The organism is Bacillus sp. BC05(2025), from assembly GCF_056725905.1.
This window is the reverse complement of record NZ_JBWYRA010000005.1, coordinates 203,110-217,691: the sequence shown is the minus strand read 5'-3', so window position 1 is coordinate 217,691 and position 14,582 is coordinate 203,110. Positions and strand designations below refer to the sequence as shown.

The 14,582-nt window shown below is 31.3% G+C and carries 14 protein-coding genes; 6 read left to right on the top strand and 8 right to left on the bottom strand.

From position 1 onward, the window contains the following. Positions 1-25: 25 nt before the first annotated feature. Positions 26-2,275, bottom strand: coding sequence for a hypothetical protein (locus ACZ76X_RS18590; RefSeq protein WP_479851310.1), 2,250 nt, complete (start codon positions 2,273-2,275; stop codon positions 26-28). A 299-nt stretch (positions 2,276-2,574) separates the two neighbouring features. Between ACZ76X_RS18590 and ACZ76X_RS18585 the strand changes: the two genes are divergently transcribed. Then, positions 2,575-3,294 carry an S-layer homology domain-containing protein gene (locus ACZ76X_RS18585; protein ID WP_479851309.1) on the top strand — a complete coding sequence of 240 codons (720 nt, stop codon included), beginning with the start codon at positions 2,575-2,577 and terminating at the stop codon, positions 3,292-3,294. A 737-nt stretch (positions 3,295-4,031) separates the two neighbouring features. Further along, a complete protein-coding gene (locus ACZ76X_RS18580; RefSeq protein ID WP_000219733.1) occupies positions 4,032-4,328 on the top strand; it encodes a hypothetical protein in 297 nt (98 codons plus the stop codon). 58 nt (positions 4,329-4,386) lie between these two features. Here ACZ76X_RS18580 and ACZ76X_RS18575 read toward each other — a convergent pair whose 3' ends face one another. Together ACZ76X_RS18575 and ACZ76X_RS18570 are read right to left on the bottom strand one after the other, a co-directional pair. Beyond that, complete coding sequence (locus ACZ76X_RS18575; protein ID WP_479851366.1) at positions 4,387-4,548, bottom strand: IS3 family transposase; 162 nt, start codon at positions 4,546-4,548, stop codon at positions 4,387-4,389. Between the two features lie 23 nt (positions 4,549-4,571). Beyond that, positions 4,572-4,742 carry a hypothetical protein gene (locus ACZ76X_RS18570; protein ID WP_167519271.1) on the bottom strand — a complete coding sequence of 57 codons (171 nt, stop codon included), beginning with the start codon at positions 4,740-4,742 and terminating at the stop codon, positions 4,572-4,574. Between the two features lie 466 nt (positions 4,743-5,208). On the opposite strand from ACZ76X_RS18570, the gene ACZ76X_RS18565 reads away from it, so the two are divergent. Further along, positions 5,209-5,883 (top strand): hypothetical protein, encoded by a 675-nt coding sequence (locus tag ACZ76X_RS18565; protein WP_479851308.1) that lies wholly within the window; start codon positions 5,209-5,211, stop codon positions 5,881-5,883. Positions 5,884-6,101: 218 nt separating this feature from the next. On the opposite strand, the gene ACZ76X_RS18560 is transcribed toward ACZ76X_RS18565, so the two are convergent. The 3 genes from ACZ76X_RS18560 to ACZ76X_RS18550 all read right to left on the bottom strand — a co-directional run bounded on the left by ACZ76X_RS18560 (position 6,102) and on the right by ACZ76X_RS18550 (position 10,027). Next, positions 6,102-6,491, bottom strand: coding sequence for a hypothetical protein (locus ACZ76X_RS18560; protein WP_071758251.1), 390 nt, complete (start codon positions 6,489-6,491; stop codon positions 6,102-6,104). Positions 6,492-6,748: 257 nt separating this feature from the next. Further along, the gene (locus ACZ76X_RS18555; RefSeq protein WP_000212604.1) at positions 6,749-7,162 is read right to left on the bottom strand and encodes a CDI toxin immunity protein; all 414 of its coding nucleotides are present in this window, start codon (positions 7,160-7,162) and stop codon (positions 6,749-6,751) included. A 9-nt stretch (positions 7,163-7,171) separates the two neighbouring features. Continuing rightward, positions 7,172-10,027, bottom strand: a complete 2,856-nt coding sequence (locus ACZ76X_RS18550) for a pre-toxin TG domain-containing protein (RefSeq protein ID WP_479851307.1) — start codon at positions 10,025-10,027, stop codon at positions 7,172-7,174. Between the two features lie 310 nt (positions 10,028-10,337). Here ACZ76X_RS18550 and ACZ76X_RS18545 point away from each other — a divergent pair, with 310 nt between their 5' ends. Beyond that, positions 10,338-11,264 carry an aldo/keto reductase gene (locus ACZ76X_RS18545; protein WP_479851306.1) on the top strand — a complete coding sequence of 309 codons (927 nt, stop codon included), beginning with the start codon at positions 10,338-10,340 and terminating at the stop codon, positions 11,262-11,264. 489 nt (positions 11,265-11,753) lie between these two features. On the opposite strand, the gene ACZ76X_RS18540 is transcribed toward ACZ76X_RS18545, so the two are convergent. After that, on the bottom strand, positions 11,754-12,164 hold the full coding sequence (locus tag ACZ76X_RS18540; protein WP_479851305.1) for a hypothetical protein: 411 nt from the start codon (positions 12,162-12,164) through the stop codon (positions 11,754-11,756). A 125-nt stretch (positions 12,165-12,289) separates the two neighbouring features. Continuing rightward, a complete protein-coding gene (locus ACZ76X_RS18535; protein WP_327973960.1) occupies positions 12,290-12,508 on the bottom strand; it encodes a helix-turn-helix transcriptional regulator in 219 nt (72 codons plus the stop codon). Between the two features lie 145 nt (positions 12,509-12,653). Here ACZ76X_RS18535 and ACZ76X_RS18530 point away from each other — a divergent pair, with 145 nt between their 5' ends. Both ACZ76X_RS18530 and ACZ76X_RS18525 read left to right on the top strand, forming a co-directional pair. Next, the gene (locus ACZ76X_RS18530) at positions 12,654-12,980 is read left to right on the top strand and encodes a helix-turn-helix domain-containing protein (protein ID WP_098828696.1); all 327 of its coding nucleotides are present in this window, start codon (positions 12,654-12,656) and stop codon (positions 12,978-12,980) included. Between the two features lie 461 nt (positions 12,981-13,441). Beyond that, positions 13,442-14,365 (top strand): hypothetical protein, encoded by a 924-nt coding sequence (locus ACZ76X_RS18525; protein WP_479851304.1) that lies wholly within the window; start codon positions 13,442-13,444, stop codon positions 14,363-14,365. Positions 14,366-14,582: the final 217 nt, after the last annotated feature.

The following is a 14,582-nucleotide window of genomic DNA, read 5'->3' as shown; positions in this document are numbered from 1 at the left end:
TAAAAATCAGATTGGAAAACATTTTTTATATACTTAAATACATATTTAATGTTTCCTGAGAAGACGAAATTTCTTTACTAAACATTTCTTCTATGAAATCCTTTAAACAAATAATTTTTATTTTTTTTCTTTTATCATTGTGTAATAAAAACTTCCTATCTTTTGAAAGTTTATATTTTCCATCTACAGCAATAAATTCATTAATATTATTATTTGAGAAGTCCCAACAAATTAAGTGTGATACCAGTGTAAATGAATGCCCAAGTTCTTTTTTATCCCCTAGCAGATATTTTAATTCGACAAAGCTAAATCCACCTTGATTTTCTATTAAAAAATTATCCCATTCATCATCCCACTGATTTTCAAAACGCTCCCTCAAATTTAATTGATTGTATAGTTCAAGTTTTTTTACCTTTACTAAACAATCTAGATGGTCATTCTCACTGTAATCCAGTAAAACAAAGTCAAAATGGTTTGGATAATGCTGCATCATGGTTAATAATACTCCATAAAGTTGAACCTCATTCAAGGGCTCCAGAATGAAACCTTGATACCCCTTTTTATAAACAATATCATCAGTTTGTAAAATCTTTCTATCAGAATTTAATGCTACACTAATCCGTTGTTTTAATTTTTTCGATGATTCTACCAATACTTCATTCCTTATTGAAATTGCTGATTCTAACCTTATTAATACCTCTTCTGCATCCTGAACTAAAATTATAACTTTACTTATTAACTGTTGAGCAGACTCTTCAACAACTAGTACTTCTTCTTTAGTAGGATTACAACACGAGCCTTTCAATTCATTTAAATGATTAGATTTATTCAATAATTCTTCTGAAGCTTCGTATAATATTTTTATTGCATCTTCTGCTTCTTTTGGTAATTCGCCTTGTACTCCAATATCAATTGCTTCGGCATGGGTTTTGACCAAATAATTAGCTCTCTTTTTTGTAATTTCCAACTGTTTTTTTAATTCCACTTCAATCGGAACGGGATTGTTTAACTTCCCCTTATCTTTATTATTTTTATAGTTAACCATGTATGTATACAGACTTCCAATTTTCTCTTCAATCTTTTTAACTATTAGAGTGCCTAAGCTACTTTTTATATCATATTTATTCTTATTTACCTGGATCCCAAAAAAACCATCAAATATTGGGCTGAATAATATTTCTGCTCTAAAATAGTTAAATGTATTATGATTGCTACAAATATTTAATAATTTAGCGGCTGTTCCTATATAACGAAGATTACGTTTTATATAAAAACCAGAATCTGCTCCATTTGGCATTATAATATTAGGTTCTTGTCCTGCTAATCTTTTTTTCTCGCCTTTTCTGAGATCTAAATTTAAATGATACATGTTAACAGTGATAAATTGATTTAGCAATTCACTCTCATCTTCAAATAAATCCTTAAAATCATTTAGTATCTCCTTCTTAACAATTTCATCTTCTTCAACCTTCAATAGCTCAGTAAGAGAAATCTCAAATGAGTGAAATAACTCTGATTCCACCCCTAATTCAACAAAATTATAATCTTGCATAAACGGATCTAGAGGTAATACCTCTTTATCATTAACAAATATTTTCTTACCCTGCTCAATATAATGGCGGTATGTTATACCTAATTGTTTTGTCAATTTTATTTCCAGTTCTTCCAAGTCATCTGCACCTAATACAGACTTTCTTACCCCTTGAACATGTACCAACGTTCGTGCTTCAAATTCTGATCTATTTAAATCATTAACATATACATTATCTGAAATAAAAGGGGTTACCTTTCCTATATATGACATTGCTTTTCGAGTAAATACATTATATTCTAAACTATTTAACCACCAATCTTTATCCCATTCTCTTGAATAGAAGTTTAATCTGTTTGCAATGTTAAGATGAGAGACTAATCCATAATGAAATATTCCATTCAAATTATTTAAGGCATATCTGTTAGGGTACCTTTCCTTTTTAATTTTTCCAAAATCAAAAATTCCACTAACATTTGTGCCTGGGCCATTATCCAAAATAGCATAAGAATATCTACTTGATTCAAGTTCATTTTCATTAACTATTTCCTTAAATGTCTCTTGATAAATATATATGCGTACTTGACTTCCTACTTTAAAAATGTTCCCTCCTATAGTAGCATCAAAAGCATCATCAATAGATTCCATTATTGCTTCAAAGAGGTTAAATCCTAGATTAAGTTTGCCCTGATCAATATAAAAATCCTCTTTTTCATTATTGATATTACTTACTTCCTTAATCAAATACATCCCCTCCCTATTAATATCTATATAACTATAGTACTTGTTATTTTCAGAATATTCAATTCATTAACTGTACATTTTTTTCATAAACCGTATATCTCTGTATCCACTTTCCTATTTATTAAATTAAAAATATTATAACCAAATCTAGTTACTGCTCTATCTTTCAATTTTGTAAATATGGCACCATTATATTCTACATCTACATAAATACATCTATCAAACCTATTATATTTATATATAATTATAATAGGTTTCAGTATACTTATTAAATATATCGCTTTTACGGAGGAAATGTTATGAAAAGAAAATTAGTTAAATTATGCACTGCACTATCTATTAGTACCTTAACAATACTTGGAGTTGGACATTATACTGCCCATGCTGAAGAATCCTTTACTGATGTACCACAAAACCATTGGTCATTTACAGCAATACGTGACTTAAAAGAAAAACAGATCCTATCTGGATACGGAAATGGGATATTTGGCTTTGGGGATGATGTAACACGAGAACAAGTCGCCATTCTTATGTACAATTACCTCAAACCAGAAAATAAAGAAACATATACTAATCCTTATTCAGATATCAATTCTCTCACAACCCATTACTCAAAGGAGATTTTATCTCTCACAAACTTAGGAATCTTCACTGGAGATGAACATGGTAACTTCCGCCCTAAGGATACTTTAACGCGTGCTGAAATGGCTTCTGTATTAACGAAGGCTTTCCAGCTAAAAGCAACGGGAGCATTTATATTTAAAGATATACCGAATGGATATTGGGCAAAAGATGCCATTCATGCTATTCATTCCAACCAGATTGCGAAAGGGACAGGTAATAATGACTATAGTCCTTATATGAAGGTATCTAGAGAACAGTACGCACAATTCATCTATAATGCTATGAACAGGAATAATGAACCAGTTAATAATAATTTACCACTTATTCCTGTTGAGGAAATTGGAGAGATTGGAGAGTCTCATGTTACTAACGGAGGGACACTATTTAAAGAATGAAATGCACTCATACAATATTAATAATTAACCCTCTATATCTACTTTCGTATAATACACCTTAAGTTTGTTAATACTAGAAAAACCAAGTCTCCAATTCCCCTGGAGTTGAGCAGTTAGTTCATTCTAACTGCTCTTTTTATTTTTTATCGTCACCCTTTCATAGCACCTCCATATGTTGTATAGAGATATCTCCTTCTAAATTGTCATTGATGCCTCTTTCAAGTCCTAATACACACCTTAAAAAGAGCACTTTTAAAAAGTGCTCTTTTTACTTTGTATGTCACTCACTCTATGATGAAGTAAGATCTTAACTTATGAATAATTTATTCAACCCCTGCTAATACTAAAAATAAGCTGTAACAGCCAATCTGTATCCATAATAAATCTCTATTTTTCTTGAATTCTCCCTGAGGCAAGACGGCTATTTTTAATAGCCGCCTTGCTTGTATAGATTATAAATATTTACACATACTATTAACGGAAGGCTTGAATCATTGTCATTGTAAAATGTTCAGCACTTCCGCTCCTTAAGAGAACAGTCTCCGCAACTGTTCTCTTTCCTATTTCCTTGTTCACACATATAATATAACAAGCATTATTAACTCCGCTACAATCCATAGCATCTCAACATTTTCAACGTTCCCTCAACAATTTCTCAATATTTTTCATGGACAATAGCACACTTTCTCAACAGTTTTAATATCTTAATATTAAATACTGAAAGGAGGTGTTGAAAAATGACATGGTTCATTATTTTAGGATTTATGCTTATTTTAATAATAAGCGGTTTTCATGCACATAGTATTCATATCATTTTCAAAATAGGTTCAGATACAAAAGCTGTGCCAAGTTGGTCTTTCGTTAATAAAATAAACTTCCAAACATTAAAAGAATTAATAAAAGGACTAAATAAGGATAAACTTAAAATCCTTACAATAGGAGAACTTGTTATTCCTTTAAGTTTCTTTAATAGATTATTTAGCAAAACATTAATTTTTCTATTCCTATTCTTTTACTCTCAATACTTAAACTAACGTCATATGAGATGAGTTAAAGAATAACACTCACTAAGCGTAGCAAGCCAACAATCGATTACCTATGATGAACTGGACCTGAAGATTTAAACAAAAAATTAGCGGCTGTTTCAATGTGAGTCCGGTATTGTACTGGACTCATTCCTTTTAACTTTACTTTGATTTTTTTGCGATTGTAATGAAGTATATAATTATCTAATACTATCTTAATCTGTTTCATACTTTCGAATTTTGTAAGATAAATTACTTTTGCTTTGTCTTGTTCTGTAATTCCATCTCTTTTTGAACGAAGGCCTTTAGCTTTTTTAAGTAATCGATTTCCATACGTAAACATTCATTTTCCTCTTTTAATGCCTCTATAGCCTCTTCAATAGCTGCATTATCTAACTTCGATCTTGTATTTGTAATTCCCATAGCTGGATCCCCTTTCTTCTTTTAAATAGGAAATCCATGTCTTATAAATCATATATTTCCTTTCATCTACGAATTATTTCAATGAATTCCTTAACAAAAACGATTCATTTATTTCCTTTGTTTTTAATCTATTTCTAAATATTTCAGATGTACCCATTGAAAAAACTATATTCATTCCATATTTCTCTCCCCTAAATGAATCGTAGTACATACTATCCCCAACACACTTATAAGTTTTTATATTTTTTAACAAAATCTTCTTACACTTAAATAGACATACTACTTTATTCTGTCAACTCCATCTATATTGATAAATATGAACGATTAAATTTATTTGACATTTCAATGACTTATAACAGGAAAATATATACATTAAATAAAACCTGATATATCTTTAATTTGTAAGTTGTAGTTAGTTGGCCAACTTTCCATACAATTTAATAATTTAAAATATGGGGGATCTAAAATGAATCAAGTATTAAGAAAAAGTAAGAAAAAAATGAAGTATCTAGTTGGTTCACTTCTAATTTCTCTATCAATGTTTTCAACTACTAGTTTTGCTGCTACAGAAGGTGCTGTAAAAAGTGTTACAAATAGTACCTATACCGGAATTGCAGCTGATATAAATCTACCAAAATCAGTTGTTGTTAAAGATGGATATGTGAATTGGTATTTAGGTATTGGAGCATCTAAAGTTGAGGGTGGTATTTCCAAAACACCAAGTGGATATAAAGTATTTCTAAATTCAGGATATAATGAATCAGGTCAAAACAGTAAGTATTGGAACACACAGTATGATGCATCAATTAAAGATGGTGATCGAGTAAATCTTAAACTAGTTAATAATGGAAATGGTACGGTTACTATGTATGTAAATGGAAACCCTAGATATGCAAATCAGCCTGTATATGGCTCATTTTCTCAATATGAACCAGTAAAAATGGTTCAGGGGGTTGAAGATACTGGACGTAACTCCTTTAGCCAAGCTAGCTTTTCAAATGTACTTCTAAGAACAGATACATCTGGGGCTACCTACAAAAGTTGGAACGGCTCAATTTCTTCCTCATTTTCAAGACACGGTACTTATGGTAACAATTTCACAGTTTATTCTCAAGTACCATTAAGCGCAAGTTTACGCTAGAGGTGTTATTTAAATAATAATGTTTTTGTGAAAAAAGTGGTTGCACTTGCAGCTACTTTTTTCTATAGAGTACATTGTAATAAATATCCGCGCCAATATAAATACCATCTTTCAACTTTTTCAAAAATAAACTGTTTATTTAGATGTTATGTACAAAAAACGTAGAAATATTTAATTCCTACGTTTTTTTATGGGTTAAGCAATTCATTCACTTACTATTACAATTCCTCAAATTCATCAATTTCAGCTTTACGCTTTAAAAATAGTGCCATATCTTTACTCTCTCTTTCTATTAAACCAAGAGCATGTGTATCATCCAAGGCTAGCTCTTTATATCCCCATATATAATCTATAGTCGTATCTTTGACATGTCTGTGTTCTGCACAATACCATTCTATAGGTTGTAACGCATCAGATATTTTAAATAATTCTGCTGGATACCATGATGGCATATTTTCACGTTCTCCTAAGATTAAGTATGTTAATTCACCACTTTGTAACTTACATATGCCATAAACAATATACTCCTTCTTAATAACTAAGTTAAATATTTCCTCGGTTGCCTTTGTTAGATAATCTCCAATGTTGTACAAACAAGTTACTTTCATAATAAACGCCCCTTATTTATTTTTTATCTCTAAATTTAAAATCATCAAATTCACCAGTTTTTGTATTTTTAACATAATGTAATTCCACACCATTTACACTATGGACCATTTTGACCTATCCATCTTCATTAGGCCATCTAGAATCGTTCATAGTTACAGTTACCCTTATTTTCTAATACTCTCTGGTGATTAAGTTTTTACTTAATACTAAACAAACGTAGGAATCAATGATCCTACGTTTGTTTATAAAAATCTATTTATTTAACAATATTTTTTACGTCTCCAATACGTATATCACCATCATGATGATACTCAATGACATACCCCATATCTGGTGAATATATCCAGGTATCAAAACTAACAGCTGTAACATCATATATTACATTTAAAACTTGATGTAAATTTGTTTTGATTACTGGTACTCTAGCATTATCCCAAATAATATATACTGTCTGAGAATATGTTCCAAAACAGTTCTGTAGATATAATTTTATTTCATCCTCATTATATAAATCACCATAGTTTTCAATGTTGGACCAATCTACTCTCCCCCATTGTGTAATAGGGAATGCATTTTCAAAACTTTTTACTACCATTTTTCCTTGAGTATTCTCTAAAATTTCAATGTCTTCACCTAATGCTTCAATACACTCTTCCAACAATGTTGCCATTTTATTACCTCATTTATTTAGATATTTTAATAATGATTTAAAGGTTTCTTCGTCTCCTTCAAAAGGAATTGCATATTTAATTGCTTTATCTTTTTTTCCATTTCTAAAATCTTCTACATTTATATGCATCCCTTTACTAGGGTCATAATCTAATCGCCATCTTGCTTTATGATCAGCTGTCTCTCTGCCAACAATTTTACCATAACCAGCGCTTTTTTCCATTGTTCCTATAAATGGTTGTGAATCTGCCCCAAAATCCCCCAATAAGCTCATTGCTTTATTTCTTGCTTGTTCATATGTTTGAACCTTATCAAGAACAATCTCTCCTGAACGACCACCTTTAGCAGCTGCTTCTAGTGCCTTTCCTTTCTTTTCAAGATCGCCAATCTTCCCTACAACTTTACCAACAACTCGTGTTGTACCACCAGATACGACGGCCAAGGTGCCCCATGCATAATCGTCAGGACTGTATTTTTGACCTGTTACTAAGTCTTCACCTTTGATAAGTTGTCCAATTTCTTTTCCTGTACCAATTATTGGTGTAATACCCAATACGAATGATAAATCTCCATCATTTGCACGATTATAAATGCGAGATGGATCTCCACCCAAATCATACAATGCACTACTTAAATCAATATTACCAATATTTCTAGCTGCAGCAGATACATCAACTTTATGTCTTGCTATTTTATTGGCCGAGTCCATAAAGATATTTGCAAGATCTATTCCCATATTGAAATCAGTGAAGAATCCTGGGACTTTCGCATCTAATGCTTGTAAGTCTTGTGCAATGACTGGAGCGTTTTTTCTAGTTACTTGTACAAGTTCCTCCATCCCAGGTTTCGCCTCATCTATGGAATGTTTCCAGCGAATGGAACTATTTACGACTGGCCCTAAGTCTTTAACTACACCCGAAAGCCCTTCAGCTAACTTACGATGATTTTTTTCGATTTCAACTGTTGCATCAGCGACATCTTTTAAAAAGTCTGACCATTTACCAGAAACTACATCTAATGCTTTGTAGTAATCCGCATAGGCTTGATAAAGCTCTCCATAGTTTTGGAGTATAGTAGTATATACATCAGAACTAAATCCCATCCACTCTTTTCCATACGCTAGAACATCATCTCTCGTATTTCCAAGCAGTTTAAATAGCTCTTTTCTTTGAGTGACCGTTAAATTTTTAATGTCACCTTTCATTGCATTCACTAATTCTTGCAATTTATCATGTGATTCTTTCATCAATTGCATTTTATACTGTGCATCTTGCTTTGCATTGTTTATGTTACTAGAAATACTCTCCCAGGTCTCTGCATCATCTAACCAACGCTGTTCTTCCTCTTCTAAAATTTTAATCGCGTTATTTATGAATGGTTCGTCACTTTTTAAATAATCTAATACTCCTTCAAATATCTTTACTTTTCCATCAAGCAAAGTAAGTGGACTTTTAGCCTCCTGATCGAAAATAATGGCATCATGGATACGCACGTATCCTTTTTCTCCTTGATAATTCACCTCATACCAAGAGCCAATTTTCCCAGTTACTTCTATCACTTCACCATTATTTACACGTTTTGCACGCAATACTTTTCTTAAATCTGGCTCTGGATATACTTTTTTAACAAGGGATTCTAATGTAACCCACCCTTTAATCATTTCTCCGTCTTGATTAAAGGAAAATTTCTTGTCTTTATATGTAAAATCTCCTGTTTGTAATGCACCTGAAGGCTGTAATAAGTACCAACTAAACTCTTGCTTCATCCAACCATTTTTTGACTCATGAGAAGCATCAAAATAATATGGTTTCCCATCAACATTTGTAAAACCTGATTGTACATTACCTAATGGACTAAAGTAATAGATTTTCCCATCAATATGTTGGATTCCGGTCTGCACTACGCCATCGGTTCCCAGATAATAATCTGATCCATTTGTATGTACCCATCCCGTTTGCATAAACCCATCGGTACCAAAATAATAACGTTTCCCATCAATCGCTTGGAAACCAGTTATTCTTTGCCCGTCTTTTTTATAATACGTCCATTTTCCTTCTTCTTGTACCCACCCCTGTTTATTATCTAAATAAAGTGCTTCTTTTAATTGATCAATCCATTTTAATCCATTCGCTAGAAGAGCTAAATCACTATCTAGTTGTTTATCAAATTTCTTTTGAATATTGGCCGGAAAGTATTTTTCAGGATCTTTATGATACTCAGTTATCATAAAATGAGACAAATTCGTTGCTTCCTTTGTTACATCCCATGAACGAACTGGTGATTCACCAATCACAACAGATTCAAATATCCGAACATAACCGACTTCTCCTTGATATTTGACCTGATACCATAAGCCCTGCTTTGAAATGACCTCTAAGACATCCCCATCCTTTACAGGTTTAGATTTAAATAGAAATTTTGTTTCTGGCTTTGGATAGATTCTTTTAACAGCAGAACGAAGGGTCACCCATCCCTTTTCCATATCTCCGTACTTATTTATTTCAAATGGTTTTCCTTGATAGGTAAATGTTCCTGTCACATACTTCCCATCTTTTAAATAGCTCCATGAAGTTGCAGAAAAACTCCATCCGGTCTTTAGTTTACCAGGTTCACTATAATATAAAGTGTCTTTCCCTGCTTGCTTTCTCCCTTCAACTAGCCTTCCATCTTTAAAAAAGGAGTACTCTACTCCATCTAAAGTAATGTTATCTCTTTGCTTACTTCCATCTTTTTGATAATAGTACCAATTCTCATTTTCTTTAACCCAGCCAACTTTATTTAAAACTTCAGCTGCTTCTGTAAATGTTGGTGCATAGGTAGAAAATAATAAAAATAATGACACTATAAGTCCTATGACTTTCTTCATACTCGCATCTCCTAAACAATTTATTAAAAAACTTTTTAATTATATATTAGATTTTATTACTATAAAAATAATAAATACGGATATGCATAATTGCATATCCGTATTCTCAACAGGACGTACTTTATTAAAAAGCAATCTTTTCCTTAATATTCTTAGTCTCATAAGCTCTCAATAATACTTATCAAAAATACTTATAAAAAGAGGATTAAATAATTCTAATTTATATCCCGAAAACAAATTCAAGAATATTCCAACTGGTCGCTATATATATTTCTAATAATATAAACTGAAAAGGAGGAGTCCGTACATAATGGAATATAGGTTATTAGGTAACACGGGATTAATAGTTTCAGAGATAGGATTTGGTTCTTGGGCGATTGGTGGAGATGAATGGGGAGCAGTAAAAGATAATGAATCCATTGATGCAATTGAGAAAGCAATTGATCTAGGGGTTAATTTTATTGATACTGCTGATGTTTATGGGCTTGGTCATAGTGAAACACTCGTTTCAAAAGCTATACATAAACATAGGCAGGATATTATTCTTTCTACAAAAGGTGGATTAATTGGTCATCATTATGATTCCAATCAACCAGCCGTTTATGGAAATCCCCAAAAGGTCATTGATGCGTTTGATGCTAGTTTACTGCGGCTTAAAACGGATTATATAGATGTGTACTTTTGTCATATTTGGTGGGATAAACCTGAAGAAACAGAAGCCTTTTTACAAGCTTTCCAAACCTTAAAAAAATCTGGTAAAGTGAGAGCAGTTGGTGTTTCTACTAATGATTTAGATTATATTAAACATTTTAATCAGAATGATGATTTAGATGTTGTGCAATTTGATTATAGTATTTTAAATAAAGAACCTGAAAAAGATATCCTTCCTTTTATTGAACAACATAATTTAGGTGCTGTGATAAGAGGTCCACTAAAAATGGGAATTTTAACGGGGAAATTTAATCATGAAACTCGATTTCCAGACGATGATTTAAGAAAAGATTGGCCAAAAGAAAAGTGGTTTAAAGATAGCTTAAACACGGTAGAGAAATTACGTTCGCTTATAAGATCAAATCGAAGTCTAGCGCAAATTGCCTTACGTTATGTTTTAAGCCACCCAGCCGTTTCAGTTGCGATTCCTGGTGCAAAAAATTCTACTCAGGTTGAAGAAAACTCTTCACACTTAACTCGTCCATTATTATTAGATAATGAAATTGAATTCATTAAAAAACTTTAACTATACTATTATTCTTCCATAAAAATCATACTAATTTAACTGCTAATTCATCCTCTATTCCATATGTCTATCTACTCTTCATCAAAGAATCTAATTTTAAATTTATAATAAAAGTAAATAACCATTTCATATGAAGATTACTTAGGGAAAGGATTTTAATTTACTGGATTCTCCTTTCTTCTCATTATCTTTAAGGAATTTTTAAAGTCTATTTCTACTACATTCCTACTAGATAATACATCCACTAATCATTAACAATTTGTATAACTGTATAAAGACTCTACCAAATTACTAAAGGAATCTCCTTTCCCCTATCGAATTATTTGTAGAGGAAAGGAGAGGAATACATGGAAATTCTAGGATTAGACCCTCGCGCATTAGCGACTTTAGGTGCACTTGAATACACCAATCGTCGCAATAAATTAATCGAAGACTCGGAGAATAACATATACGAGTGTAAAGAAATTAAAGAAATACTTCAATCACTCCCTAAAGAGAAGCAGATTGAGGTTCTTGAGAATCAAGCTTACTTTGAAGCTGTGGCAAAGATGATTGAACAAAACAATTTAATTCTTTTAGAACAGATGAAAGCTCTACAGCTAATTCAGAAATAACAAACTTATGATTAATTAATTCTACATATGCTTCCATATATAAGGTCTCTTTATCTATACTACCAGCCTCAGTTTTTACAGAGGCTTTTGTTATGCGTTGATTCATATTTTGAATTTGAATGGTTTCTTTCACATGTATAAATAGATCTTCTAACAAACCTGGTGTAGACTCTAATTCTTGCTTTTCTATTTCCTCTGTTACGGCACTTATAAATTCCCATAGTACTTTTGCACCTAGTAGTTCTGCTAAACGTTTTTCACGCATTTCAAATGTTTTCATGTTCATGTAAATACACCCCTATAATTTATATATAATGATAAAAAGTATTTTTGTATGTAAAATTTCCTAAAACACTTTCTAAGCTTACATTTATAAAAAATCATTACATCACCTTAAAAATCTAACATTATTCAACACATTTCGTGTTGTTCTGAATCAAAAAAAATTGTTTGGACTGAAACACCATAGAAATTCGCTAATTTTATTTTTATATTATCTCGTGGGATTCTCTGTCCGTTTTCATACATCTGCAATGTACTAATACTGATTCCCACCGCTTTTGCCACCTCTTCTCTAGATCTCTCATTTCTTAAATTAATTAGATTTTCAGCTACTCTTTCATAGTTCATATGTTCTCACCCCTAAAACCACATTTTGTGTTGTTACTTAAAATATAAACCGCACAAAATGTGTTGTCAATAGATTTTAATTATCAATTTTTAAAAACTTTAATATATTAACACATATTGTGTTAATATATTATCAGGTGATAGAATGAAAACGTTTGGAAATATAATTCGTGATTTAAGAAAACAAAAAGGAATTACTCAAAAAGAACTTGCACAATCGCTTCAACTAAGTGAAAGTACAATTGGTATGTATGAACGTAATGAACGCCAACCTGATTACAATACCTTGATACGTATAGCAGATTACTTTAATGTATCTACTGATTTTCTTCTAGGGCGAGATTTTAATGTTAAAGAGGACGAAAATAATATAGAACTAGATCAATGGCTAAAAGATATAAAGTTTGCACCAACCCAAAAACGTGAAGAATTAAAACGTTTTTGGAAATTTATAATGCAGGAAGAAAAGTAAAAAACACACCTCCACCTTGACAGGGTTGAAGTCGTGAGTTCGAGCCGCTCCGGGAGCATACAGTTAGAAACCGTGTCAAATCAATATTTGATGCGGTTTTTCTTTGTTCAAGTAACCCTCTAAAAAAGCCAGTGGTCACAGAACTTACAATAACCATTGCTTTTTTAATAGAATTTCGTTTATATAACCCTTACCTTTAAACCTACGTTTCTCCCGTAGCTCAGTTGGAAGAGCGCCATCTTGATAATGCTTATAGTTTTTCATCCCATCATCTCCTCTTTGGATTCTGTTTATTCCAGAGGAGTTTTTTATTCCCTTTATACAATTAATTTCTCTCCCTTAGGTTTCATTTATTTTTAAAATTTATAATCAGGAGCCTTTTATATAAATTATTTTGATATAATCCATATATTATGTTTTTTTATTTAAGGAGGATGTTTCTATGAAAGGTGATGATTTTAATGAGTCTCGAATGGGTAATAAAATATAGTATCCTAACACTTTTTCCAATATCAATAATTGTATTTTTAATATCACTTATTTTTATTCTTTATCTAAGGTTTATTAAAAAGAAAAAGGCTGATAAAAAAATATTTATAACTATGGTAACTTCCATTATTGTATTTCTTATTACAGTCGTTTCAAGCATATATATGCTTGAGTGGGACAAAAAACAAGAAAAAAAGCAGCATGAAATGTGTCAAAAGGGCAATATATCGTATTGTAATAAATATAATACCAAAGTAGTCTTAGACAATCTGAAGAATGCAGATGGTATAATGTATATCACTGCATTTACAAAAGAATATAATATGTACCGTGAAATATATAACCCTGATAAATGGAAAATTCAGCAACTTGGAATTGAACATTACTTTGAGTATATATTTGGGGATATATTATACACTGACGATAAAAAAATCGGTATTACATATAAAAATGAAGGTACTGGTAGTATGTACGCAAAAATTATTAATAAAAGAATATTAAATTCTAAGCAAGATGTTAAAGATTTCAAAGAAAGTATAGATAAATTATCTTTTGAAGTTAATAAAGAAAAAGAAGAGGTTGAAAAAGAAAAAAAACGACAACAACAAGAGAAGGCAATAGCAGAAAACGAAAAAAGAGAAGAAGAATTACGTCAAAGTTATGAGAGACTTCAGAAACTCGAAGATGCTTATATTACATTAGATGAATTTCAACAATTGCAATTGGGTATGACATATGAGGAATGCATAAAACTTATTGGTGGTGAAGGGAAATTAACCTCCGAAAGTTATAATTATAAAATATATGAATTTGAATCTTTATCTGGTAAAGGAATCGCACTACTAAGCTTTTATAACAATAAATTAGAATCTAAAACACAAAATGGTTTAAAGTAGTTTTCATTTTTTAGTGTTTTATACCTGAATCCTTAAAATCACTCTTTATAAGCTGCTCCTTTTTCTTCTATAAAAGGAGCAGTATTTATTTATATACAGACCGCTCAGAACATAATTTTGTGGTCACATCCCCTCCTCTTATCAACCCCTACTTACATGTAGAAACAAAGATAAAGATAAAAAAAGGCCTCCTAAAGGAAGTCCATTTTTTAATTAC

Bases quoted from the DNA above. Each gene is read 5' to 3' on its own strand.
- ACZ76X_RS18585 (WP_479851309.1), top strand. From the start codon at position 2,575: ATGAAAAGAAAATTAGTTAAATTATGCACTGCACTATCTATTAGTACC.
- ACZ76X_RS18580 (WP_000219733.1), top strand. From the start codon at position 4,032: ATGACATGGTTCATTATTTTAGGATTTATGCTTATTTTAATAATAAGC.
- ACZ76X_RS18575 (WP_479851366.1), bottom strand. From the start codon at position 4,548: ATGAAACAGATTAAGATAGTATTAGATAATTATATACTTCATTACAAT.
- ACZ76X_RS18570 (WP_167519271.1), bottom strand. From the start codon at position 4,742: ATGGGAATTACAAATACAAGATCGAAGTTAGATAATGCAGCTATTGAA.
- ACZ76X_RS18565 (WP_479851308.1), top strand. From the start codon at position 5,209: ATGAATCAAGTATTAAGAAAAAGTAAGAAAAAAATGAAGTATCTAGTT.
- ACZ76X_RS18560 (WP_071758251.1), bottom strand. From the start codon at position 6,491: ATGAAAGTAACTTGTTTGTACAACATTGGAGATTATCTAACAAAGGCA.
- ACZ76X_RS18555 (WP_000212604.1), bottom strand. From the start codon at position 7,162: ATGGCAACATTGTTGGAAGAGTGTATTGAAGCATTAGGTGAAGACATT.
- ACZ76X_RS18550 (WP_479851307.1), bottom strand. From the start codon at position 10,027: ATGAAGAAAGTCATAGGACTTATAGTGTCATTATTTTTATTATTTTCT.
- ACZ76X_RS18545 (WP_479851306.1), top strand. From the start codon at position 10,338: ATGGAATATAGGTTATTAGGTAACACGGGATTAATAGTTTCAGAGATA.
- ACZ76X_RS18540 (WP_479851305.1), bottom strand. From the start codon at position 12,164: ATGAACATGAAAACATTTGAAATGCGTGAAAAACGTTTAGCAGAACTA.
- ACZ76X_RS18535 (WP_327973960.1), bottom strand. From the start codon at position 12,508: ATGAACTATGAAAGAGTAGCTGAAAATCTAATTAATTTAAGAAATGAG.
- ACZ76X_RS18530 (WP_098828696.1), top strand. From the start codon at position 12,654: ATGAAAACGTTTGGAAATATAATTCGTGATTTAAGAAAACAAAAAGGA.
- ACZ76X_RS18525 (WP_479851304.1), top strand. From the start codon at position 13,442: ATGAGTCTCGAATGGGTAATAAAATATAGTATCCTAACACTTTTTCCA.